The 23,010-nt window shown below is 45.5% G+C and carries 17 protein-coding genes and 5 pseudogenes; 16 read left to right on the forward strand and 6 right to left on the reverse strand.

All coding sequences use genetic code 11. The annotated features are described in order from the left end of the window. Positions 1-21: 21 nt before the first annotated feature. The 7 genes and pseudogenes from JCM12259_RS07030 (at position 22) to JCM12259_RS14355 (ending at position 7,212) form a co-directional block, all read left to right on the forward strand. A complete protein-coding gene (locus tag JCM12259_RS07030; RefSeq protein WP_025065923.1) occupies positions 22-1,341 on the forward strand; it encodes a site-specific integrase in 1,320 nt (439 codons plus the stop codon). Continuing rightward, positions 1,338-1,754, forward strand: a complete 417-nt coding sequence (locus tag JCM12259_RS07035; RefSeq protein WP_025065924.1) for a hypothetical protein — start codon at positions 1,338-1,340, stop codon at positions 1,752-1,754. Before JCM12259_RS07030 ends, JCM12259_RS07035 begins: the two co-directional genes overlap by 4 nt. 351 nt (positions 1,755-2,105) lie before the next feature. Continuing rightward, complete coding sequence (locus JCM12259_RS07040) at positions 2,106-3,800, forward strand: sigma-70 family RNA polymerase sigma factor (protein ID WP_025065925.1); 1,695 nt, start codon at positions 2,106-2,108, stop codon at positions 3,798-3,800. 95 nt (positions 3,801-3,895) lie between these two features. Next, positions 3,896-4,962: pseudogene (locus JCM12259_RS14350) on the forward strand (radical SAM/SPASM domain-containing protein). A 5-nt stretch (positions 4,963-4,967) separates the two neighbouring features. Continuing rightward, positions 4,968-6,047 (forward strand): Gfo/Idh/MocA family protein, encoded by a 1,080-nt coding sequence (locus JCM12259_RS07050; RefSeq protein WP_025065926.1) that lies wholly within the window; start codon positions 4,968-4,970, stop codon positions 6,045-6,047. A gap of 23 nt (positions 6,048-6,070) precedes the next feature. Then, positions 6,071-6,598: a hypothetical protein gene (locus JCM12259_RS07055; RefSeq protein ID WP_007367232.1), complete on the forward strand. Its 528-nt coding sequence runs from the start codon at positions 6,071-6,073 to the stop codon at positions 6,596-6,598. Positions 6,599-6,682: 84 nt separating this feature from the next. Further along, positions 6,683-7,212, forward strand: a pseudogene (locus JCM12259_RS14355) (hypothetical protein). 77 nt (positions 7,213-7,289) lie between these two features. Here the strand turns inward: JCM12259_RS14355 and JCM12259_RS07065 are convergent. Next, positions 7,290-7,604 carry a helix-turn-helix domain-containing protein gene (locus tag JCM12259_RS07065; RefSeq protein ID WP_025065927.1) on the reverse strand — a complete coding sequence of 105 codons (315 nt, stop codon included), beginning with the start codon at positions 7,602-7,604 and terminating at the stop codon, positions 7,290-7,292. A 27-nt stretch (positions 7,605-7,631) separates the two neighbouring features. Further along, positions 7,632-7,919, reverse strand: a complete 288-nt coding sequence (locus JCM12259_RS07070) for a helix-turn-helix domain-containing protein (RefSeq protein ID WP_007574553.1) — start codon at positions 7,917-7,919, stop codon at positions 7,632-7,634. 353 nt (positions 7,920-8,272) lie between these two features. Between JCM12259_RS07070 and JCM12259_RS07080 the strand changes: the two genes are divergently transcribed. From JCM12259_RS07080 to hutI, 9 genes and pseudogenes are all read left to right on the forward strand, one after another. Next, the gene (locus JCM12259_RS07080; RefSeq protein WP_025065929.1) at positions 8,273-9,637 is read left to right on the forward strand and encodes a virulence-associated E family protein; all 1,365 of its coding nucleotides are present in this window, start codon (positions 8,273-8,275) and stop codon (positions 9,635-9,637) included. Positions 9,638-9,861: 224 nt separating this feature from the next. After that, on the forward strand, positions 9,862-10,848 hold the full coding sequence (locus JCM12259_RS07085; protein WP_025065930.1) for a toprim domain-containing protein: 987 nt from the start codon (positions 9,862-9,864) through the stop codon (positions 10,846-10,848). A gap of 4 nt (positions 10,849-10,852) precedes the next feature. Beyond that, a complete protein-coding gene (locus JCM12259_RS07090; RefSeq protein WP_025065931.1) occupies positions 10,853-11,311 on the forward strand; it encodes a DUF3408 domain-containing protein in 459 nt (152 codons plus the stop codon). Between the two features lie 358 nt (positions 11,312-11,669). Next, positions 11,670-12,101 carry a plasmid mobilization protein gene (locus JCM12259_RS07095; protein WP_025065932.1) on the forward strand — a complete coding sequence of 144 codons (432 nt, stop codon included), beginning with the start codon at positions 11,670-11,672 and terminating at the stop codon, positions 12,099-12,101. Next, on the forward strand, positions 12,085-13,164 hold the full coding sequence (locus JCM12259_RS07100; RefSeq protein WP_025065933.1) for a relaxase/mobilization nuclease domain-containing protein: 1,080 nt from the start codon (positions 12,085-12,087) through the stop codon (positions 13,162-13,164). The genes JCM12259_RS07095 and JCM12259_RS07100 overlap by 17 nt, the downstream gene beginning before the upstream one ends. A gap of 542 nt (positions 13,165-13,706) precedes the next feature. After that, a complete protein-coding gene (gene ftcD / locus JCM12259_RS07105) occupies positions 13,707-15,410 on the forward strand; it encodes a glutamate formimidoyltransferase (RefSeq protein ID WP_025065934.1) in 1,704 nt (567 codons plus the stop codon). Between the two features lie 16 nt (positions 15,411-15,426). Further along, positions 15,427-17,436, forward strand: coding sequence for a urocanate hydratase (gene hutU / locus JCM12259_RS07110; RefSeq protein WP_025065935.1), 2,010 nt, complete (start codon positions 15,427-15,429; stop codon positions 17,434-17,436). 152 nt (positions 17,437-17,588) lie between these two features. Next, positions 17,589-19,081 (forward strand): annotated as a pseudogene (hutH, locus tag JCM12259_RS14360) (histidine ammonia-lyase). Beyond that, positions 19,062-20,308, forward strand: a pseudogene (gene hutI, locus JCM12259_RS14365) (imidazolonepropionase). Before hutH ends, hutI begins: the two co-directional pseudogenes overlap by 20 nt. Before the next feature lie 155 nt (positions 20,309-20,463). Here hutI and JCM12259_RS07125 read toward each other — a convergent pair. The 4 genes and pseudogenes from JCM12259_RS07125 to JCM12259_RS17285 form a co-directional block, all read right to left on the reverse strand. Beyond that, positions 20,464-21,336: a sigma-70 family RNA polymerase sigma factor gene (locus tag JCM12259_RS07125; RefSeq protein WP_025065936.1), complete on the reverse strand. Its 873-nt coding sequence runs from the start codon at positions 21,334-21,336 to the stop codon at positions 20,464-20,466. Positions 21,337-21,555: 219 nt separating this feature from the next. After that, positions 21,556-21,825: a hypothetical protein gene (locus tag JCM12259_RS15820; RefSeq protein ID WP_051559227.1), complete on the reverse strand. Its 270-nt coding sequence runs from the start codon at positions 21,823-21,825 to the stop codon at positions 21,556-21,558. Continuing rightward, entirely contained in the window at positions 21,825-22,376 is a 552-nt protein-coding gene (locus tag JCM12259_RS15825; protein WP_148299593.1) for a DUF6261 family protein, read from the reverse strand. The genes JCM12259_RS15820 and JCM12259_RS15825 overlap by 1 nt, the downstream gene beginning before the upstream one ends. Positions 22,377-22,726: 350 nt before the next feature. Next, positions 22,727-23,010, reverse strand: a pseudogene (locus JCM12259_RS17285) (hypothetical protein); the annotation flags it as partial.

Raw genomic sequence — 23,010 nt, forward strand, 5'->3', positions numbered from 1 at the left:
GACAAATCAATCAAGAAAATTATGAGAAGTACATTCAAGACATTATTCTATATTAACAGACAAAAAACAAAGGCAGACGGCAATACCGCCATTCTCTGCCGTATCACCATTGACGGAAAGAATACAGCCGTTACCACGGGCGAAGAATGCAAATCTTCAGAGTGGAACGCCAAACAAGGACTGACAACCAACAAGAAGACAAACCAAAGAATCTGCGAGTTCAGGAAACTTGTTGAGAGAATTTATGGAGATTTACTGACAAGGGACGGAGTGGTAAGCGTGGAACTTATCAAGAACCACCTGCAGGGCATTGCCACCTATCCGACAATCCTTCTTGCTATGAGCAAGGCTGAACTGCAATCCGTCAAAGAGTCAGTAGGTAAATCAAAGACTGAAGGAACTTATCAGAACCTGTACTACTCAGACAAGATGCTCACGGAGTTTGTCAAGGACAGAGGAAACGAGGATATACCCATTATTGCTATCACGGAGGAGATGTTCGAGGAGTTCCGTTTCTTCTTGAAAAAACGTGAATATGCCGCATCGACTATTAACCGTTACCTTTGTTGGTTGAGCCGACTGATATTTAGGGCAATGAGCCAAAGAATAATCCGTTGCAATCCCTTTGAGAACGCCAAGTATGAGAAGGAGGAGAAGAAAATACGATTTCTGCAAAAGAGCGAGATAATGAAATTGATGGCAATGAAGATGAACGACAGAGAATCGGAATTGGCACGGCTGATGTTTGTCTTTTCCTGCTTTACAGGGTTGGCAATCGCTGACATGGAAAGTTTAGAATACAGCCATATCCAAACGGCAGCGGACGGACAGCGGTATATAAGAAAGGAGCGTCAGAAGACCAAGGTTGAGTTCATAGTACCGTTACATCCCATAGCGGAAGCCATCATCAGCTATTGTAGGAAAGAGCAGGAAAGAAGCGAGGAACATCTGACGGTGAAAGAAAAGGGCGACCACCTTGTCTTTCACCGTGATTGCAGCCGTAGTGTCATGGCTACCAAGCTGAGCATCGTAGGAAAGGCTTGCGGTATCCGTCAAAGACTTTCCTACCACGTTGGAAGGCATACATTTGGTACGATGAGTCTGAGCGCAGGAATACCCATTGAGAGCATAGCCAAAATGATGGGACACGCCTCAATATCCAGCACACAGATATATGCACAGGTAACGGACAAGAAGATTTCGGCGGATATGGACAGACTTATCGCCAAGTACAGGGCGAAGGACAAAAATATCACAAATGCAGATGTGGAAGCAGCAACAAACACAAAAACACTTCCGTTTGTTGTCAGTTCAAATGGCAGAAAGGAGGAAACGGCATGAAGGCAAGCAATAACTGCCAAAGAAAAACAGACGTAACCAATCATCGCAGTTATTTTGATTGGGACTGCAATATGCAGGTCATCCACAAAGGAAACGGAGACATTGCCATGACGGAGAGTGAACTCGTGAAGTTCTTCGGTGTAACTTGGATGAAAGTCAATTACAGACTGCAAACGTTGATGAAGTCTCCCAACCTGTATCCTGATGAAAGGCAGGCAGGCGAGGAAAATATTTATGCAAACGAACAACTAAGAGGTTATGCACCGCTCTATCCGTTTCCAATCATCATCGCGCTGTCCTTTCAATTGGACAGCACAGAAGCGTATTTATTCAGAAAACATGTCTGTCAGAGATTGAAGAAACCTGCATTCATAATAACACCGATATTCCTGATGGACAATACGGATAACTGATTATTTGTATTATTTCCTTTTTCTTTCACCGACTATATCTTACTACATAACTACACTAAGGAATAAGACGATGAAAGAGAAAGGTTTGTAGCGTAGTTAGTAAGAGAAATATCCAGTTACTACTTAAAAACTACATACTACTTCTATTGGTAATCTTTCGGGGAAAACATACTGTTTGCCATTATATTCGTACCTTTGCAAGGTGATATACTGAAATAACATAATGCTTCTGCAAGCTTCTTTCAGTGTTACAAAAAGTTAAAACAAAGAAAACGGACAAAAATTTGTGCAGTCTTTTAGGGCAAATAGACTCCTTTAGACAAAAAGGGATATTCCCTTGCTTCGAATAGCATGATACAGATTGACGCTTGTAAAAATGGGGATAAGGAAGCCCTCGGAGAACTCTATACGACATATGCCAACAGACTTTTAGGTGTATGTCGGCATTATGTAAAGGATGATAATGTAGCACAAGATATTTTGCATGATGCTTTTATCATTATCTCCATGTCTATCCGAGATTTGAAGGATGAATCAAAATTGGAAGGTTGGATGATAACAATCGTAAGAAATCTATCCTTAAAATATCTCCAAAGCACAGAAAAAGACACCATTCCCTTATCATGCTTGGATATAGAAATTCAAGAAGAAGTTAAGGGGGAACGGAAAGATATTGAGTTAGGACTATTGTTGTCAGCGATAGAATCCTTGCCAGAGGGAAATAGGGAGATATTCAAACTCTCCGTTTTAGATGGTCTTTCGCATAAGGAAATCGGAGAACTGCTTGGCATCAATCCACACAGTTCTTCTTCCCAGTTGTCCAGAGCAAAGAAAATGTTACGTTCAATATTGATTAACTATTGGATGCTGTTCTTGCTGCCTATCCTGATACCTATCTATATTTATTTTGTAACGAGGGATAAAACAATTGGCACTTCTGATAGCAAACCAACAGCAGTAAACAGTTATAAGAGACATTCAAAACGGGTTCAAAAGGAAAATGCCCCTCAAAAGAAAACACAACCAAGACTTTCAATCCCATCAAGTATCGACTGTAATAATGGTAGTATTTTGGCGGAAACAGCTGCTCCTACTGAAAAGAATTCTTCAGGGACATTTACAGATAGTGTGGGGGCTGGACAGCAGACAGTATCATTCTATGTGGACTCATTAGAGAAATATTTGGCTACAAAGGGTATCAGCATAGAAGACTCTATGTTACATATTCCACAAATTTCCAAAGAAAAAATGATGGCATTAAATGAAAGTAGCTCGCCTAATGCCAATAAGAAGAAGTATCCGTGGACATTCAATTTGGGTTATTCATCCAATGCCGGTGCAAATGGAGCCATGTCCAATTTGAACTACCTATCAGTAGTAGATTACGCTAATGGTGGGGCTGCGGCCAAATTATATACATGGGATGATTATGTAAATTATTTAGTTCGGAACAATGCACTGATGGATTCCGTCGAGAGGGCAAAAATGTCATGGATAGCACTGAATAATGCAACAGACGGCAACGCTTCCTTAGGTGAGAAGGCGCATCACTACCGCCCCCAGACCTTTAGTTTGTCGCTCAACAAGCAACTAAGTTCCCATTGGACTTTTGGAACAGGATTGACTTACACAAGAATAAAGTCTGATTTTGAGAGTGAGTTTCATGGTGCGACCTTGTTGAAGACCCAGAAGATTGATTATGTGGGTATACCATTGCGATTGACCTATCGTATATGGAGCAAGGGACGATTCAATGCTTATACGACCGGTGGAGTGACATTCGAGATGCCAGTTCACAGTTCACTTGATAAGAAGTATATCATAACGTCTGACTCGTCCTACACGTTAAAGGGTGACATCAAGCCACGTTATCAATGGTCTGTGAACTTAGGTATCGGTGTTCAGTATAGGCTATTCAAGCCTTTCAGTCTATATCTGGAACCAAACATGTTCTACTACTTCAGAAATAGCAGTAACCTTGAGACTTACCGCACAGAGCATCCGTTCATCATAACGGTGCCATTCGGATTGCGGCTTACTTGGTAAATGGAGAAGATGGGGAAATAAAAAGTCATGAATACAGTGCAGTCTTTTAGTAGTTTTCTGCTCTTAACAATAAAAGACAAAACTCAAAAGAGAGAATGTACAGTATTTATGACTACATCCACAACGGAATTGTATTTGTCAATAATGTAGTACGCAGACAGCATAAGGAACTCACATCCCTGATGATATATTCCACAACAAGCTGTCAGTCACGTTGCAAGCACTGCGCCATTTGGAAGAAACCGATAGAAAATCTCAGTTTAGAGGACATCATCAAAATAATGAACAGCAAATGTGTAACGAAACGCACGATGGTCGGTTTGGAAGGAGGCGAGTTTATTCTCCATCCCGAAGCAGACAAGATATTAGGATGGTTTGACACTAATCATCCCAACTATACGCTGCTGTCCAACTGCCTTGCTGCAGACAAGGTAATTTCTTCCGTAAAGAATCATCATCCCAAACATCTATACATATCACTTGACGGCAATAGAGAAACCTATCGCTATATGCGTGGGAGAGATGGATATGACAAGGTGATTAAGGTTATAGAGACATGTAAAGACATCGTGCCTATCTCCCTAATGTTCTGTCTTTCTCCATGGAACTCGTTTGAGGATATGAGGCATGTCATAGATTGTGCCCAACAATACAACATCGACGTACGTATCGGCATTTACAGCACAATGTCATTCTTTGACACAACCAAAGATTTAATGGAATCCAATGATGCTGATTTCATCAGCCAGATACCCTCTTCCATACATCAAACATATGAGAACTTTGACTTTGTAGCTTTGTATGACGAGTGGAAGAATAATAGACTAAGACTGCGGTGTCATAGTATTTTCAGTGAATTGGTCATCCATTCTAATGGAGACGTTCCCTTATGCCAAAACCTGGATGTGATATTAGGAAATATACATGAGAACACGCTTGACGAGATATTCAACTCAAAGGAGAGCTGCGAAGTCCAGTGTCAATACTCTAAAGCGTGTAATCAATGCTGGATTAACTATCATCGTAAATACGATATTATCCTGTTGAGAAATTTAGAAAGAATAATCCCCAAACGGCTGATAGAGTTGTTTTATGGAAGTATCAATGGACCAGCAATAGGCAAACCACCTATAAGAAACATTTCAAGCAAATAAAAGCATAGCTAAAATGGGATATTTAGATAACATTATAGACAGATACAAGCGCATACGCAGCATGAGAGAACTGCAATATACCTACACACAGCAGTATGCTCTTGTGGGGTTTGGCAATCATTGTGCAAACAACCTGCTGCCCGTTATACAGTATCTTCAGCTGCCACTGAAATATATCTGCTGTACCTCTGAAAAGAAAGCTGAACTGATTTCTCAAAAGTACAAGGGGATCAAAGGAACAACTTCTTTACAAGATATCCTGCTTGATAATACAATCTCAGGAGTCTTCGTGGCAGCTAATCCACATTCACATTTTCATATTGCAACTGAAGTTATAAAAGCAGGTAAATCCTTGTTCATAGAGAAGCCACCCTGTAAGGATGAAAGGGAACTAATGTCTTTGACTGATACTATCAAACTATATGGCTCACAGCATATCGTTGTCGGACTGCAAAGACGTTTTGCCCCTGCCACTCAAATTCTGAAAAAGCGATTGAAAGATGATGGCAAACGGCATTACCATTATCGCTATCTGACAGGATTATACCCTGAAGGAGATACTTTGCTTGACCTGTTCATCCATCCTCTTGACTATGTAACATTCCTTTTTGGAGAGGCAAAGATAAAGGGTTTGGATATTACTCTCAGTAGAGATGGTGGACAGACCTTATTCCTTATATTAGAACACCAAGATATAGTAGGAATGTTGGAACTATCAACAGATTACTCTTGGCAGGATGCACAGGAACAATTAAGTATTAGTACGGACAAAGGACAATATGTATTGGACAGAATGGAAAGACTCGATTTTTCCCCAAGACACTCTGCTATATGGGGAATCCCTTTGGAAAAGGTCTTCCAAAATAATGCAACCGTTGTCAGCCTATACGGAAGGAATGGTTTTGTACCAACGGTTGGGAATAACCAGATTGTGTCACAAGGGTTCTTCTCGGAGATTCAAGCGTTTGCCGATATGGTTGAAAACAGAGGCGAGGATAATCATGCCTTTTGCTTGGAAAGTGTTAAGCATGTTTATTCCATAATGGCAGAAATAAAGAAGTATATGAACATAATTGACGACCACATATTATAATAACTAATTAAATCCAACAAATTATGAAAAGGTATTTTTGTGTATTACAGGCGTTCATCTTCTCGTTGCTGTTTATTGGTTGCAGCAATGAAGATGAGTCTGCTTCAACTCCCACAGTGCAAGCATCGAAAACGGAATTGTTTGCTATAGGGACAGCCCGAATGACAAGAGCCGCTTCAAGCCCCTATCTCTTTACACTTGACAACATCAAGTCTTTCAACGCGCAGACCCGTGAGATTATTTTTCAAGATTTTGAGCCGACAAGTCTGCTCTTTCCCATTTATCGTAACATAGAAATACATTCGTATGGTAAGGTTCTACTCCATATCTCAACGTTTGTGTCATCTTTCAATAGTCAAATCTTCACAGACTTATCATTAGTTTCAGAATCTGGCAAGTTTTATCTGAGTGACTGTTACCCACGCAATATTGAGGACAATAGTCAATATGTTAAAGAGAACAAGGCCATTCAAAAAGCAAAAGAAAAAAGAGCGGCAGAATGGGGAGAGTTTCTCTCAATACTCAAAAAACACGGGAAGTTGATTGAATAGTAAACAGAAATACGTAATAATATAAGCAAGAAATAACTTGTAATTGCGTTTATATAAATATCAACATATAAAATCCTTGTAATTATGAAAAAAGTATTTTACAGCCTAATCCTTTTCTGTGGATTATCTGCATGTTCCTCAGAGAAGGTAGCTCTTGAGCCATTAAGAATTTATGATGTTACAAATTCTAATTGTAAATTAAGCATCTCTCCGACAGATACACGTCCTGACTTCTATGCAGAAAACAATGCTATTCCAGCAAAATTAAGTATAGAGTTGGACAAAGACGGTATAGCTCAGTGTCTACTGGAAGGTTTGAAAGCCAACTGTTCCGTAAGAAAGATTTATGTGAATATTGCTAATCAAGATAATCAGATAACCCTTATCGTGTACCATAATGTCCTTGATGCACTGGCCGATTGTATTTGCAAATAGACGTTAATTTTAAGATTAGCAAATTGACATCTGGTAATTATAACCTGAAAGTGTACTATGCCAGACCAAACATGAAATATGATGAATCTAATATTGCATATAATGGACAGGTAAATATTGCCCAGAATAAAAAAGTCTTTGTAACATTCAATCCAGAAGTAGGTTTACCTGAAAATTAAAGATGTAGATATAAGTATCTATTCAATACCATGGCACTTGGGCTGGTATATATCAACTCAAGTGCTATGTGGCATTGTCAATATTTCAACCTCATCTTATCTTTTTCCCTGTAGCTATTTTTTAGCATTCTCTCTAAATCTGACACCTTATAGAGTATCTTCCCTGCAAACTGCGTGTAGGGGATAATCCTCCTGTCCCGATAGTCCTGCAAGGTGCGGGGGCTGATATACAGCCGCTCGCACACCTCCTTGCCCGTTAGGAAATGTTCTCCACCAAACAGCGGTTTGTGGGTTTGTGCTACTTCCTTTATCCTTCTACTTACACTGCTGATAGCGGACAGCACCACCTGCATGTCGTCAGCCTCCATGTTTAAGTCCCTTACCTGTTCCATCGTTCTCTTGTCTTATTTCTCGTTCTTTTATTTGTCTGTTTTTGATTTCTCCGATTTTGTCTGTAACAGCCATTCTACATCCTCACGCTTGTAGTAGCACTTATGCCCGATTTGGGCAAAGGGCAAGACACCCGTATCACGATAGTGCTGTAAGGTACGCTTGCTGATGTTGAGCAGCCTGCACACATCCCCGTTGTGCAGCCAATCGGTATGCCTGCTTTGTTCCCCGAATGCCTTGTGGCAGGTCTCGGCAAGGCTGAGTATCTCGTTCCTCAGCTTTGCCCAGTTTGAATCCGTAATGATAAAATATCCCATAATTTTATTGTTGTTTTGTTTGTAATTCCTTTTTGTATTGCGCCTTAATGCACGTTTCTGCCTGCAAAAGTATGATGTGTTTGCCATACTTCAAAGCACGAGAGAGCAGCAAGGAAATACAGGGAAAAACAAGGAAAAGACAAAAGGATTGTCGCTCTCTTTCTTTGCCTCCATACTCCATTTTATCATATCCGTTTTATCTGACGCAATGCTATTCGGATTGGAGCAAATAAACACATTCCTTTCTTGCATCATTTCTATACTTGTCCTCTTGTTTGGGGCTTAAATCCATGCTTTCCGACAGTTTCCTACCTGAAATCCGTGAGAAATTCATTGCCAATGTGCGCAATATTATGCAAGCACTCTCCGAATGCTTGGCACTTTCCTGTTCTCTTCATAACTTCACTCTCAGAAACCAAACCAATCATATAATGAAGAAGAATGCAGATAAAGGCAAATCTGAGGGCGGAAACAGCGAACTTCATACAAGAAGGAAGTTTTCCAAGAACTCGGAGATAGAAGCCTATCTCTCCACTCACTACGAGTTCAGATACAATACGGTATTGGGAAGAACCGAATATCGTAGCAAGAATGATGCTCACTTCTCAAAGGTGGGTCGCTATGAAATCAATACGCTCCGCAGGGAGATAGACAATGACATCGGGATAATAACCTCATCGGATAACCTGTACTCCATCATCGAGAGCAGTTTCTCTCCACGCATCAATCCCATACAGGAGTATTTCAAGGCATTGCCATTGGTGGATATAGGCTGTGATGAAGGTAATAGTAATATCTCCTCTCTTTCACTGAAAGCCATTCCCGAACTGGCAAGTTGCGTTGTGGTGCGCAATCATGAAAAATGGCTGCCATATCTCACCAAATGGCTCGTGGCAGTAGTTGCCAATGCTATGGACGACCGTGAGTGCCGTAACCACACCTGCCTCGTGCTGACAGGCGAGCAGGGAAAGTTCAAAACCATGTTTTTGGATTTGCTCTGTCCGCCGGCACTGCACGGTTACAGCTACACGGGAAAGATATATCCGCAGGAGAAGGATACGCTCATCTATATCGGGCAGAACCTCATCGTGAACACCGACGACCAGCTCAAGGCCCTCAACAAGAGGGACGAGAATGAACTGAAGAACCTCATTACCTGCCCAATGGTCAAATACCGCATACCCTACGACAAGTATGTGGAGGAACATCCCCACTTGGCAAGTTTCGTGGCATCGGTGAACGGCAACGATTTCCTTACTGACCCGACAGGCAGCAGACGTTTCTTGCCCTTTGAAGTATTGTCTATTGACATCAACAGAGCAAAGGCAATCTCAATGGATAACGTCTATACGGAAGCCAAAGCCCTGCTAAACGCAGGTTTCCACTATTGGTTTGACGATGATGAGATAGCAGAGCTTTACAAAGAGAGCGAGGTATTCCAAGTGCAGACCGTAGAAACGGAACTTCTGTTGCGCTGCTTCGAGAAACCGACTGATGATAATCCCCGTTGCTCCTATATGACCACTACGGAAATCCTTACCTATCTGGATATCTATACACGGCAGCCCCTGACTTCCAAACGTATGGGAGAAGCCCTTAAAAAGGCAGACTTTGAGAAAGTGAGCAAGCGGCGTGAGGACGGCAGTCCGATATATGTGTACAAGGTAAGGAAGATTCTGCCTTGTCCTTTGCCAAGTTATTGCAGTAGCCAAATGTAGTAGGCGCATGTAGTAGGTTGGTAGTATGATTTGGTACTACAAAACAATATTGGAAATCAACCACTTATGTCAGAATAGTATGTAGTAAGAAGAAAGATGAAAAAGTTTGGAGGGAAAAACTTGGGAAAAGAGAATTTCTTTCAATAATCATTCAAATATCATTCAAACACACCATTGTCATTCAAGCAAAAATTATTCAATCACTTCAATTAAAACATATCACAATGAAAGAAGAAGATTTATTACTCATCAAGCGATACCCCATTGTGGAGTATCTTGAAAGGAAAGGCATCAAGCCTGTACGCAGGACACCTGCCTATGCCCTGTACCGATCACCGCTGAGGGCGGAAACGCATCCGAGTTTCAAGGTGGACATACAGAAGAACCTTTGGATAGACTATACCGAAGGCAGGGGCGGAAGCATTATCGACCTCTGTATGCGTTTGGAGGGCTGCACGTTGCCGGAAGCCATCCGCCACTTAGGGCAGACCGCTTCCTTTGATATAGCGTACTGCCCTCATAATACAGACAACTCTATGCCGGAAAGTCACAAACCTGTGGTTCCTGTAAATGAGGCAAGAAAACTTATAGGCATATCAGACACCCTGCCGCCACATTTGCAAAAATACCTCACGAAAGAACGCTGCATTGATTTGGAAAAGGCTATGCCGTTTCTCAAATGTATCAGCTATGAGGTAAGAAGACAACGCTACCAAGCCATCGACTTTGCCAATCCGTCAGGTGGGTATGAACTTCGGGACAATGGCACGTTCAAGGGAACAATAGCACCGAAGGACATTACTCCCGTATTCACGGATAAACAAACAGAACACGCAATAGACAATACATTGCCCGTATGCGTGTTTGAGGGCTTTATGGATTTTTTTTCTTTCCTTTCAATGAAAGAAGAAATAACGAGTGTCTGTCTTGTGCTAAACTCGGTAAGCAATGTGGCAAGGGCTATTCGATATCTGAATGACCACAACCTAACGCATATCCGTACCTTCCTTGACAATGATGAAGCAGGACGGAGAGGTACCAATGATTTTATCAGAACAGGTATCAATGTGGAGGATATGTCCGTGTATTACAGAAACTTCAAGGACCTCAACGAGTATCATGTTTACAGAGTGCGTGAGAAGCAGATACGACAAGGACAGATACAAGATACATCTATAAAGGCAAAACAAGTCAAACATAAAATGAGATAAAAACATGGAAAAGAAAACTGTCAGTAACGAGGGAATGGAGAATACTATCCATTCCGCCAAACAATATTTAGGACTGAATCAAATTGAAAGTCCGTCTGAACATATCATTGCTGAGCTTCGGGCAAGGAGAGCTAAACTCGTTCATTCCTCGGATGAACAGAACTCAGAGAATACCATGCACTCAGACCCTGCACGGAACACAGAGAATATGCCCGTTCAAAGGCGTATCAGTACCAAGATGAGAAGGGAAACGCTCGAAGCCTACAAGCAAGCCTACCTTGTTCCAACAAAACTGAGCAACCGAAAGGCGGTCTATCTGAGCAGGGAGACACAGGAGCGTGCCGACTTCATCGTACGCAGGTTGGGCGATAGGGACAGCAACCTTTCAAGTTTCGTGGAGAACATCGTGCGCCTCCATCTGGAAGAATACGGTGAGGATATAGAGAAATGGAGGAAGCTATGATTTACAGGAAAAAGGTCGAGGGCTTTCAGGAAAGGGACAACTTTCCACTCACCCCCCTCGACCCTTTTCAGAGAACAGAGCAACGGACATTTGCTGAATAAAGAGAACGATGAGAGTTTCACAAACGCAGGCAGGTATTGAATGCACGGCATTCACTTTTCGACTGCAAAACGCCTCGTGCGTAAATGGCCTTATTACTGACATTGCAAGACGTCAGTTTGTACCCACAAACTGCTCTTGCTCCCCTCGTCCATCTGTCGGGGAGGTTAGACCGTAATCACTCCGTTCTCATCGGTCAGTATTCAGGAATTAAGAAGCAACGAATCATCTACAATGATTAACTTTCAAAAAAACTTATATGAGCAGATATAATAGAAAGACTACCAAGTGGCAGCAACGAGGTAAGGAAGAAGTGAGGATGAACAAGACGGAGTTCATCAAGATAAGATGTACAAGAGAGGAGAAGCAGCGTATTAGGTCAAAGGCGGAAAGCACGGGACGGAAGTTCTCGGAATACTGCCGTGAAATGATCCTTAATGGCGAAGTGGTAGCTGTTCCTAAGATGACAGACTATGAGAGGGAAGCCATTGCCATACTCCAGCATACGGGAAAGTTCTATGGGCAGATTTCCAACCTCATCAAAGTGAAAGATGAGAGATGGGTACATATCACACATAACCTTTCCTTATGTGCCAAAGAGGCATTTAAGCGATTTTACGACCCTCATTTTCGTATGGACGATGAGATATATAAGGTCTTAAATATGACAAGAGATGATAGGAAAGTGTAAGGCGATAGCGCACGGCAGCACGGCTTTAGACTATATTTTCAGAGAGGGCAAGCTCGGTAGTCGGCTTGCCTTCCATAATCTTTGCAGCAGAGAGTCGAAGGATATCTACGAAGAAATGAAGATGGTCAGCGATTACAGCACACGATGCAGGAATAGGTTCCTCCGCATTGAAATCGGTATCGCACCACAAGACGAGAAGGAACTGCCCGTATCTGAACTTATGAGGATAGCCCATCTGTTTGCCAAACAAATGGGACTTGACAACCACCAATGGGTAGCGGTAACGCACAAGGATACCGATAACAGACACATCCATATCATTGTCAACCGCATCAGCCTGTATGGAGACGTCTATGATACTACCTTTGTGAGCAACAGGGCAGCAAGAGTGGCGGAGGAAATAAGCCGCTCGAAAGGTTTGACCATTGCAAAGGAAGTAAAGGCTGAAAGGATGTATCAAAAAGCAAAATCCAATCCGACGAGAGAGCAAACAAAGAAAGAATTACAGCAAATCTGTTATGCCTTGTTGGACAAAAATAAAGGCGGTGGCATATCAGGGCACTCCATGTTTCTCTACGAATTGAATAAGAACAACATTACCATAGAGCGCATGAAGAATAAGCAGGGCAAAGTATATGGTTTGAAGTTCTCCTACTGTGGCCAGACTTTCAAGGCTTCCGAAATCGGCAGAGAGTTCGGATACCACTCTTTGCAAAAGAACTTTGAAGTAGCCAATAAAGCCGAGACAAAGGAGACGATAACAAAAGCTCACACAATAGCAGACAAGACTACAAAGAATAAAGTTCAATCAGACACAGGCTATCAACTTGTTCCTCCCAGTCGTTCATACATACCGCCTACAAAAACAAACGAAAGTTCAGCCATTGCACAAGCCGTAGGAAATGTAGCAAGCACTGCCTTGAATGCAGCCGAAGAAATGATTTCGGGGGCAGGTGGACTTATTAATCCACAGACACACGGTGATGATTATGCAGAGATGGCTTGGCAACGAAAACTCAGAAGCCAAGCCAAGAAAAAGAAGAAAAGAGGAAGAGGTATATAAAAGCTAGCTCTTCTCTATTTTAATCACCAAAAAGCTCAATAATGACGCGAATGAACGAAATTCTTATCAAAAACGCTTGTTATTCAAAGCAAATGATTACCTTTGCAAATAGAATAACAAGCGTTCTTTGTTGATGCAGAAACATGCGACAGAAAGCACTTCGCTCGTTTCCAAATCGTTACCTGTTTAGTTTGTGTCAAAAGGTAACTTCTTCTTTCTCAATTAGATACGTTTTAGAAATCATCTTGCAGTGTGACCGAGTGTCAATCGTGCGTGCTGAATCAACAAATGATCACTGAAAGGTGTGCATGGTTGAAAGGCAACCAACCACACTCGTTTGCTCATCAATGCACAACGCATGATGAAACGATGCCTGCCGTTAGGACAAACGGCGCATTGCTGCGCCCCACCTTATAATATATTGACTGTTAAAAGAATAAAATCTACGGATGATTTTCAGATTAAAGATTGTTGAATCAGATAAACCTTACTAATTTTGCGACTGTATATCAAACGTTAACTACAAACTAAACAATCATAATATGAAAAAAGAAAAACAAATCGTCGAGTGCGTTCCGAATTTCAGCGAAGGTCGAAATCCGGAAGTAATCAAGCAGATTACCGACATCATCGAGCGTTCAAAAGGCATCAAGCTGTTAGATGTCGACCCGGGCGAGGCCACCAACCGTACCGTGGTAACCTTTGTCGGGAGTCCCGAAGACGTAATAGAGGCGGCTTATCTGGCCGTAGAGAAAGCCTCGCAGATCATCGATATGCGCCTGCATCACGGTGCTCATCCGCGTATGGGAGCCACAGACGTGCTGCCGCTGATACCCGTTTCAAATATCACTCTGGACGAATGCGCCGACTTGGCACGCCGTTTGGCACAGCGCATTGCCGACAATCTCGGTATACCCACCTACTGTTACGAAGCCGCTGCACGCACACCCGAACGCCGGAATTTGGCCGTTTGCCGAAAAGGCGAATACGAAGCACTGCCCGAAAAGGTCAATACGCCGGGTAAAGAACCCGACTTCGGGGCGCGCCCTTATGATGAGAAGCTGGCCCGAACGGGCTGTACGGCCGTCGGAGCACGCAACTTTCTCATCGCCACCAACTTCAATCTCAATTCCACTTCCACGCGTCGCGCCAACGCCATAGCCTTCGACGTACGCGAAAAAGGCCGTCCTTTACGCGAGGGAGACGCATTGACGGGCAAGATAAAAACCGACGAACAGGGACAGCCCGTAATGCAACCGGGCACACTCAAAGGCACGAAGGCTATCGGTTGGTATATCGATGAATATAAGATTGCACAGGTTTCGATGAATATCACCGATATAAACGCCACACCGTTGCACGTGGCATTCGACGAGGTTTGCCGTTGTGCGCAAAACCGAGGCGTGCGAATCACGGGCACCGAAATCGTGGGGCTCATCCCGAAGCGCACACTGATCGAGGCCGGCAAGTATTTTCTTGAAAAACAACAATGCTCTATCGGCATCCCCGAAACAGATATCATTGACATCGCTATACGCTCGATGGGCCTGTCGGATCTTAAACCTTTCAACCCAAGAGAGAAGGTAATAGAGTTCCTTTTGGAGGATATCGACAAGCAATCGCGCCTGATCGACCTCACCGTAAAACACTTTGCCGAGGAGACTTCACGTGAATCGCCGGCTCCGGGAGGTGGAACCATCGCCGCATATATGGGCGCTTTGGCTGCCGCTTTGGGTACGATGGTGGCCAATCTGTCGTCTCACAAACGCGGATGGGATGCGCAATGGGAGAAATTCAGCCGTTGGGCAGACCGCGGCCAGGAACAAATCGCAGAGCTATTAGAACTTGTCGACGAAGATACCGAGGCTTTCAACCGCATTATGTCGGCGTTCGCCCTACCCAAACAAACGGCCGAAGATAAGGCGGCTCGCAGCAAAGCTATTCAGGAAGCCACGCTTTACGCCACACAAGTACCACTGCATACAATGCAGGCTGCTTATTGCACATTCGACATCTGTCGTGCAATGGCCGAGGAAGGAAACCCCAACAGCGTGTCGGATGTCGGTGTCGGCGCTCTTGCCGCACGTGCTGCCGTACTCGGGGCGGGCCTTAATGTCAAGATCAACGCAGGCGGATTGAAAGACCGCGAGACGGCAGACAGACTCATAGCAGAGGCTAACCAACTGATTGCTAAAGCCAACGAGGCAGAGAAAGAGATTATGAATATCGTGGAAAGCAAACTATAATACATCACGAACCACTATGACACAACAAGAATTTATCAACGATATCACGGGTGGAATACCCGTAGAACTACCTCCATTGCAACCGTATGACACCTCGGTCAGTCACGCACCGAAACGCAAAGACATATTAAATGAGGAGGAAAAACGGCTCGCCCTACGCAATGCTTTGCGGTATTTCCCCAAGCAACTGCACGCCGAACTGGCGCCCGAATTTGCCGAAGAGCTTCGTCGTTACGGCCGAATCTATATGTATCGGTATCGTCCGACTTATGCGATGTATGCCCGTCCGGTGAACGAATATCCTCATCATTCTGCGCAGGCTGCGGCCATTATGATGATGATTCAGAACAATTTGGATCCCCGGGTGGCCCAACACCCGCACGAACTTATCACTTACGGTGGCAACGGAGCTGTGTTTCAGAACTGGGCACAGTATCGACTTACGATGCAATACCTTAGTAAAATGACCGACGAACAGACCCTGGTAATGTACTCCGGACATCCTTTGGGACTCTTTCCATCACATAAAGACGCGCCGAGAGTTGTCGTAACAAACGGTATGGTGATACCAAACTACTCACGACCAGATGATTGGGAGCGTGACAATGCACTCGGAGTGAGCCAGTACGGACAAATGACAGCGGGCTCTTATATGTATATCGGTCCGCAGGGAATCGTTCACGGCACAACAATTACAGTGCTCAATGCAGCCCGCAAACAGTTAAAACCGGGTCAAAAGGATATTCACGGGATGCTGTTTGTATCTTCGGGACTCGGCGGAATGTCAGGAGCACAACCCAAAGCAGGTAACATTGCCGGCGTGGTTAGTGTCACGGCAGAGATCAATCCGATGGCTGCGCGCAAGCGCTTCGACCAAGGTTGGGTAGACGAACTGCACGAAAACCTCGACGAACTGATACCGGCCATCCGCCGATATGTAGCCGAACGCAAAGCTGTGTCTATGGCTTACGTTGGCAATGTAGTCGATCTTTGGGAGCGTTTGGCAGCAGAAGGCATCCACGTCGACCTCGGAAGTGATCAGACTTCACTACATAACCCATGGGCGGGAGGATATTATCCCGTCGGGATGACATTCGAATCGGCCAACAAAATGATGGCCGACGACCCCGAAGAGTTTAAAAATCGAGTACAAGAATCGCTTCGTCGGCAGGTGAAAGCAATCAACCGACTTGCAGCCGACGGTATGTATTTCTTCGATTACGGCAATGCATTCCTGCTTCAAGCCAGCAGAGCGGGTGCGGATATTATGCTTTCGGACGGCAAATTCCGCTATCCCTCTTACGTGCAAGACATTATGGGACCGCTGTTTTTTGATTATGGGTTCGGTCCTTTCAGATGGGTCTGCGCCTCGGAAGACCCTCACGATTTGGAAATTACCGACCGTTTGGCCACCGAAGTGCTCGAAGACGAACTGCGCAATGCCACACCCGACATCGCCGGTCAGCTCGAAGACAATATCCATTGGATTAAAGAAGCCGGACGAAATCATCTCGTCGTGGGTTCGCAGGCACGCATTTTGTATGCCGATTCAGTAGGACGCACCCGGATAGCATTGGCTTTCAACGACGCCGTTAAGCGTGGAGAGCTTCGCGGTCCGGTAGTTCTCGGTCGCGATCATCACGATGTTTCGGGTACGGATTCACCTTTCCGGGAGACCTCCAACATCTATGACGGCTCGCAATTCTGCGCAGATATGGCCATCCAAAACGTCATCGGAGATGCTTTCCGAGGTGCAACGTGGGTGTCAATACATAATGGCGGCGGCGTAGGTTGGGGCGAAGTGATCAACGGCGGATTCGGAATGGTGGTCGACGGAAGCCCCGATGCAGCCCGACACATCAAGAGTATGCTCTTCTGGGACGTCAACAACGGCATCAGCCGACGGTCATGGGCACGCAATTCGGGGTCGATCGACGCCATCAAACGCGAAATGGCACGCACGCCCGAGCTGCAAGTTACCCTGCCGAACTTGGTAGACGATAATCTCATTAACAATTTATTTTAACCCATTTTTTAAGAGTTGAGTAGTTGACAAGTGAACGAGTAGACCGGTGAACAAGGGGAAAAAGGGATTATCTAAGTCATTATAAGGCCCCAACTATTTGTCAATCCGATTTCTTGTCAACTACCAACAGAACTTATCAAACAAACTTTCGAATGAAGATTCATCAAATCAGTGCCGATCATCTCACGATAGAGAAGATCGATGAAATCATTACCCGCGGTTACAAAATCGAACTGAGCGATGACGCCAAAGCACGAATCGTGAAGTGTCGGGAATATTTAGACAGCAAGATGAACGTAAGCAACCGCCCCATTTACGGTGTAACCACGGGCTTCGGATCGCTTTGCCACATCTCGATCGATGCCGACCAGCTGTCTCAGTTACAGAAAAACTTGGTAATGTCGCACGCTTGCGGCACGGGCGAACGTATGCCCAACGAGATCGTCAAGATAATGATGCTGCTCAAAATACAGTCAATCAGCTATGGGTATTCAGGCTCAAAGCTCGACACCGTGCAGCGACTCGTCGACTTTTTCAATAACGATGTCTACCCCATTATCTATCGCCAAGGGTCGCTCGGAGCGTCGGGCGACCTCGTTCCGCTGGCCCATCTCAGTTTGCCTTTACTCGGATTGGGCGAGGTAGAATACCAAGCAAAGTGATAACAGGTGCCGAACTCTGTCAGAAATTCAATTGGAAGCCCATTGAATTGGGCTCGAAAGAAGGTTTAGCACTGCTCAACGGCACGCAGAATATGGCCGCTTTCGGCATATGGGCATTGATTTGGGCAGGTAAAATGCTTGATTGGGCCGACCGCATAGCAGCTATGTCGCTTGACGCTTACCAAGGATTGGTAGAGCCTTTCACGCCAGCTGTCCATCGGGTAAGGCCCCATCGCGGCCAAATGGATACAGCCGAGCGGATGAGAACGCTTTTGGAAGGCAGCGAAATAGGCCAACTCGCCAAACCTTATGTGCAAGATCCCTATTCGTTCCGTTGCATTCCGCAAGTACACGGAGCCTGCAAAGACACCTATCAGTATGTAAAATCGGTCTTGGAAGTAGAAATCAATGCAGCAACCGATAATCCGACGGTGGTTCCCGAAGAAGACATTATCATCTCATCGGGCAACTTCCACGGCGAGCCTATCGCTCAACCGATGGACTTCTTAGCCATTGCACTAACCGAACTCAGCAATATCTCCGAGCGCAGAATATATAAATTAGTATCGGGAACACGCGGTTTGCCGAGCTTCCTCGTGGCCAATCCCGGCGTGAACAGCGGCTTTATGATTCCCCAATACACGGCAGCCTCGTTGGTAAGTCTTAGTAAACAGCTCAGTACACCGGCTTCCGTAGACAGCATTCCATCAAGTCAGGGGCAAGAAGATCACGTGAGTATGGGGGCAAATGCGGCCACCAAGCTGTGGAAAGTGGTACAGAACACTGAGCGGGTATTGGCCATCGAGCTTTTCAATGCAGCTCAAGCATTAGAATTCCGACGCCCGATGAAATCGTCGCCGGCCATCGAAAAGATCTTCGCCGACTATCGACGGGTAGTTCCTTTCGTTGCAGACGACACCGTGATGTACCCCTTAATCGCTGCCTCTGTTCAATTCTTGGAAGATGAATTTATTAATAACTAACATCGGAATCCTTGCAGGCATCAGGCGAAAAGGTCGTCTGCGCCTGCAAGGAAAAGAAATGCAAGAGCTTGAAACCTTGCAAAACGCTTACCTCCTTGTGGACGACGATAAGGTGAAAGACTACGGCTTGATGGACGAGCTGTCGAAAATCGACTTGCCGGAGAGCATCACTGTTGAAGACGCCAAGGGCGGAACAGTGCTCCCTACGTGGTGCGACTCTCACACACACATCGTTTATGCAGGCAGTCGCGAGGGCGAATTTGTCGACAAAATACGCGGATTGAGCTACGCAGAAATAGCCCGTCGCGGTGGCGGAATCCTCAATTCGGCCGACCAACTACACGAGATGGGCGAAGACGAACTGTTCGAGCAGGCGATGGTACGTGTAAACGAAGTGATCAGCAAGGGCACCGGATGCATCGAAATCAAGTCGGGCTACGGACTGAACACGGCCGATGAGCTGAAAATGTTACGTGTCATACGCCGCATCGGCCAGTCGTCAGCCATTCAGGTTGTGCCTACTTTCCTTGGTGCCCACGCCGTGAGCCGTGCCTATTCGGGCCGACAGAGTGCGTATGTAGATATGTTGATCGAAGAGATGATTCCCGAAGTGGGGCGCCAACAGCTTGCAAAGTACATCGATGTGTTCTGCGATGAGGGGTTCTTCACCGTCGAAGAGACAGCCCGAATATTAGAAGCGGGCGCCGATGGGGGCTTCTTCCCAAGATTCACGCAGAAGAATTGGCTCCTTCGGGAGGCGTAGCGGTGGGCGTAGAACACGCCGCACTCTCGGTAGATCACCTCGAAAGTATGGACAAACGAGGCATTGCAACGCTACAAGGAAGCTCCACGATGCCCACGTGTCTGCCTGGAACGTCGTTCTTTTTGAACCTACCCTTTGCCCCGGCACGTGCTATGCTCGATGCGGGTTTAGGCATAGCAGTGGCCAGCGACTATAATCCGGGCTCCACACCATCGGGAGATATGAAGTTCATCATATCGCTTTCGTGCATCAAAATGCGGCTAATGCCAGCCGAAGCCATCAATGCTGCTACCATCAACTCGGCTTATGCAATGGGCGAAAGCAGCACATTCGGCTCGTTAGACATCGGTTATACTGCCAGTTTCATCATCACCCATCCCATTCCCGGCATCGATTTCATTCCTTACGCTTATACAACTCCTATCATCGAAAAGGTTTATTTACGCGGGAAAAGAGTGGTCTAAGCAAAACGACTCTCTGTCGACCTGTGATCCGACAGATACAAACACGAAAACGACTAACCGTTACTTGCGACGCGTTTAATGATCAAACGCAGTGCAAATAACGGTTAGTCGCGTTATAAACAGCGGTTAATTACAAGCTAACTTAGCACCAATGCCTATCCCAAATACTTCGTCAACACATGGGCATAACCGCTTTCACGAACCTTGAGAATGCTCCGTTCACGAATCTGACGCACTCGCTCGCGCGTCAATCCAAGTTCGCTGCCGATCTCTTCAAGCCCTTTCTCATGACATCCGATGCCGAAACACTCGCGAAGAATAATCACTTCGCGCTCTTTAAGCACCTTGCGAAGCACATTGTTAAGTTCCTGCGCCATCGATTCAAAGTCAACCAAGCGATCGGCCCTGCTGTCATCGTCCGACTCCATGACGTCGGCCATACTGTTGTCGTCGCCTTCCTGAAAAGGCGCATCAATGCTCATGTGATGATTGTCGGCCTTGATGCTCTGCTCGATCTTCTCTTCATCGATATTCGTAATCGCTGCCAGCTCGCTCACCGAAGGCTTGCGCATGTGCTCTTGTTCAAACTTGCTGATCTCACTATTGATCTTCGAGAGTGCCCCAACTTGATTTAACGGCAAACGAACAATGCGACTTTGCTCGGCAATAGCCTGCAAAATGCTTTGCCGAATCCACCAAACGGCATAAGAAATAAATTTGAAGCCGCGCGTCTCATCAAACTTCTCGGCAGCCTTCACCAGCCCGATATTCCCTTCGTCGATGAGATCCGTGAGCGAGAGTCCTTGATGTTGATACTGCTTAGCAACAGAAACCACAAAACGAAGATTGGCCTTCACCAGTTTCTCTTTCGCTCGTTCGCCTGCGGCTCCACCCTTACGGATAGCCTGCGCCAGCTCAATCTCTTCCTCAATACCGACCAACGGCTCGCGTCCGATCTCCACAAGATACTTGTCAAGAGCCTCACTCGAACGATTGGTTATGCTCTTCTGAATCTTTAATTGTCTCATTATCTTTTATCCCCCAAAGTGATCTAGTACCTTATTATTCCTTTATAAAAGGGGCACAAAGATACAAAGAAACATTTATATAAACAAATTTGGAAATGAGGAATTAGTTGCACTCGTGCGCAATCATAAATCAAAAGTCTGCCTACCGCAGCAAAGTAAAAGGGTGAAAAGAAGCTACCCCAGCCATCTTCTCACCCTTTCCCCGGTTAATTCATCTTTTCACCCTTTCACTTCTTTCAGCTCATCCTTCTCGCGCACAACCCACATCGTCCGCTTCGGATCGGTGGTGTACGCCAATTCATAGGCTTTGCTCTTGCCAGTTCCTTTGGTTTTGCCGGTGAACTGTAAAACGTTGGGGGCGATGCCGTTGGCTTCTTCGAACTGGCGGATCAGCGGCTCGAGTTCTTTGCGCAGCTCGGCGAGTTGTTTCTCGGTCCGTGCCTTGTTCGTGGCAACGCGACCGCTCAACAATGTTTGCCGATTGGTCACTAATGTGTTGTATTGCTCGATAAGTTGGTAATCGGGGCCGACGGTTCAAGATCGTTGAGCGAGTTGATGCGCAGCAAGACGGCATCAAGAGCACGATCGACAGCCGTGCGAAGTTCTTTTACGTCGAGCGATGCTGAGCCGGCTTTGATACGGGTGTGGAAGCGCGTGTCAAACTCTTTATTCGTGCGATCTAATCGGCGAACGGCTGCCAGCGCGCCTAATTTAGTAACGGCAGCGGCGGCGGGCGCGGCGTTGAGATCAGTTATCAAGTTTTTGATCATGCCCGTCTCCTTATCGTAGTTTTCGGCAGCAGCGCGCGGATAGCGGCTCATCACTTCGGCCAGCACTTTGGCGGCCGCGATGGTGGCCTTATCCTCGCTTCGTTTCTGCATTTCGACGAGCAGGCTCAAGGCATAATAAGCATTATCGCGCGCGTTGTCGAGCAACTCGAGCTCTTCGGTGCCGTCGAGCACGCGGGGCTGGTTGAGTGCCAAATCCTCCTTATCTACAGCGGCCTTAAGCGGGGCCAACACCGCCGTTAGTTTTGGCACATTCGCTCGGTACAAAGCTGCAGCACGCGCCCAGCAAACTGAAAATGCTCCATGTTTTGGAGTCGACTCCTCATAAAATCTTTTAATTTCATAGTTTTGTTGTTTAGGAAGTTAATATTTGTAGTTTATAAAAGGTTTGAAAGGTCGTTTTCTTTGTTTTGAGGTCGGCGTAGGAGTACGACGGCTCCAAATTGCTGTCTTCGGCTCGTCGTAGAGGTACGACGGGTTCCCGGCACTGATTTCTGCCTCGCGTACCCCTACGCCGCGTTCTTTTTACCGTTTTCGGCCCGTCGTAGGGATACGCCAGCTTCCCATCACCAATTTGGGTCCGTCGTACCCCTACGCTGAGATTAATACTTCACGAAGGGGCGAACGCGGTAGTTGCCCATAGCACTTTTATACTGTCCTGATCCCCATTGTACAGACCTCTCAATGAATAAGAAAACAGTTTCGGCCCATTTGTCTTTGATCTCTGAACTCGTCCAATATTCTTTGTAAGGAATAAGTGCTGTTCCACCCACTTGTGTAAATGTACTAGCGAATAAATTACCATACCAGTCATAGTACTGAAGAACTTGTGGTACTGCCGGTATGTTGGCAAAACCTAAAGAGAATGGCATTTTCCAATCACTAG

Origin of the sequence: Hoylesella enoeca JCM 12259 (assembly GCF_000613405.1) — a bacterium.
Lineage (GTDB): Bacteria > Bacteroidota > Bacteroidia > Bacteroidales > Bacteroidaceae > Prevotella > Prevotella enoeca.

Bases quoted from the DNA above. Each gene is read 5' to 3' on its own strand.
- JCM12259_RS07030 (WP_025065923.1), top strand. From the start codon at position 22: ATGAGAAGTACATTCAAGACATTATTCTATATTAACAGACAAAAAACA.
- JCM12259_RS07035 (WP_025065924.1), top strand. From the start codon at position 1,338: ATGAAGGCAAGCAATAACTGCCAAAGAAAAACAGACGTAACCAATCAT.
- JCM12259_RS07040 (WP_025065925.1), top strand. From the start codon at position 2,106: ATGATACAGATTGACGCTTGTAAAAATGGGGATAAGGAAGCCCTCGGA.
- JCM12259_RS07050 (WP_025065926.1), top strand. From the start codon at position 4,968: ATGGGATATTTAGATAACATTATAGACAGATACAAGCGCATACGCAGC.
- JCM12259_RS07055 (WP_007367232.1), top strand. From the start codon at position 6,071: ATGAAAAGGTATTTTTGTGTATTACAGGCGTTCATCTTCTCGTTGCTG.
- JCM12259_RS07065 (WP_025065927.1), bottom strand. From the start codon at position 7,604: ATGGAACAGGTAAGGGACTTAAACATGGAGGCTGACGACATGCAGGTG.
- JCM12259_RS07070 (WP_007574553.1), bottom strand. From the start codon at position 7,919: ATGGGATATTTTATCATTACGGATTCAAACTGGGCAAAGCTGAGGAAC.
- JCM12259_RS07080 (WP_025065929.1), top strand. From the start codon at position 8,273: ATGCAAGCACTCTCCGAATGCTTGGCACTTTCCTGTTCTCTTCATAAC.
- JCM12259_RS07085 (WP_025065930.1), top strand. From the start codon at position 9,862: ATGAAAGAAGAAGATTTATTACTCATCAAGCGATACCCCATTGTGGAG.
- JCM12259_RS07090 (WP_025065931.1), top strand. From the start codon at position 10,853: ATGGAAAAGAAAACTGTCAGTAACGAGGGAATGGAGAATACTATCCAT.
- JCM12259_RS07095 (WP_025065932.1), top strand. From the start codon at position 11,670: ATGAGCAGATATAATAGAAAGACTACCAAGTGGCAGCAACGAGGTAAG.
- JCM12259_RS07100 (WP_025065933.1), top strand. From the start codon at position 12,085: ATGATAGGAAAGTGTAAGGCGATAGCGCACGGCAGCACGGCTTTAGAC.
- ftcD (WP_025065934.1), top strand. From the start codon at position 13,707: ATGAAAAAAGAAAAACAAATCGTCGAGTGCGTTCCGAATTTCAGCGAA.
- hutU (WP_025065935.1), top strand. From the start codon at position 15,427: ATGACACAACAAGAATTTATCAACGATATCACGGGTGGAATACCCGTA.
- JCM12259_RS07125 (WP_025065936.1), bottom strand. From the start codon at position 21,336: ATGAGACAATTAAAGATTCAGAAGAGCATAACCAATCGTTCGAGTGAG.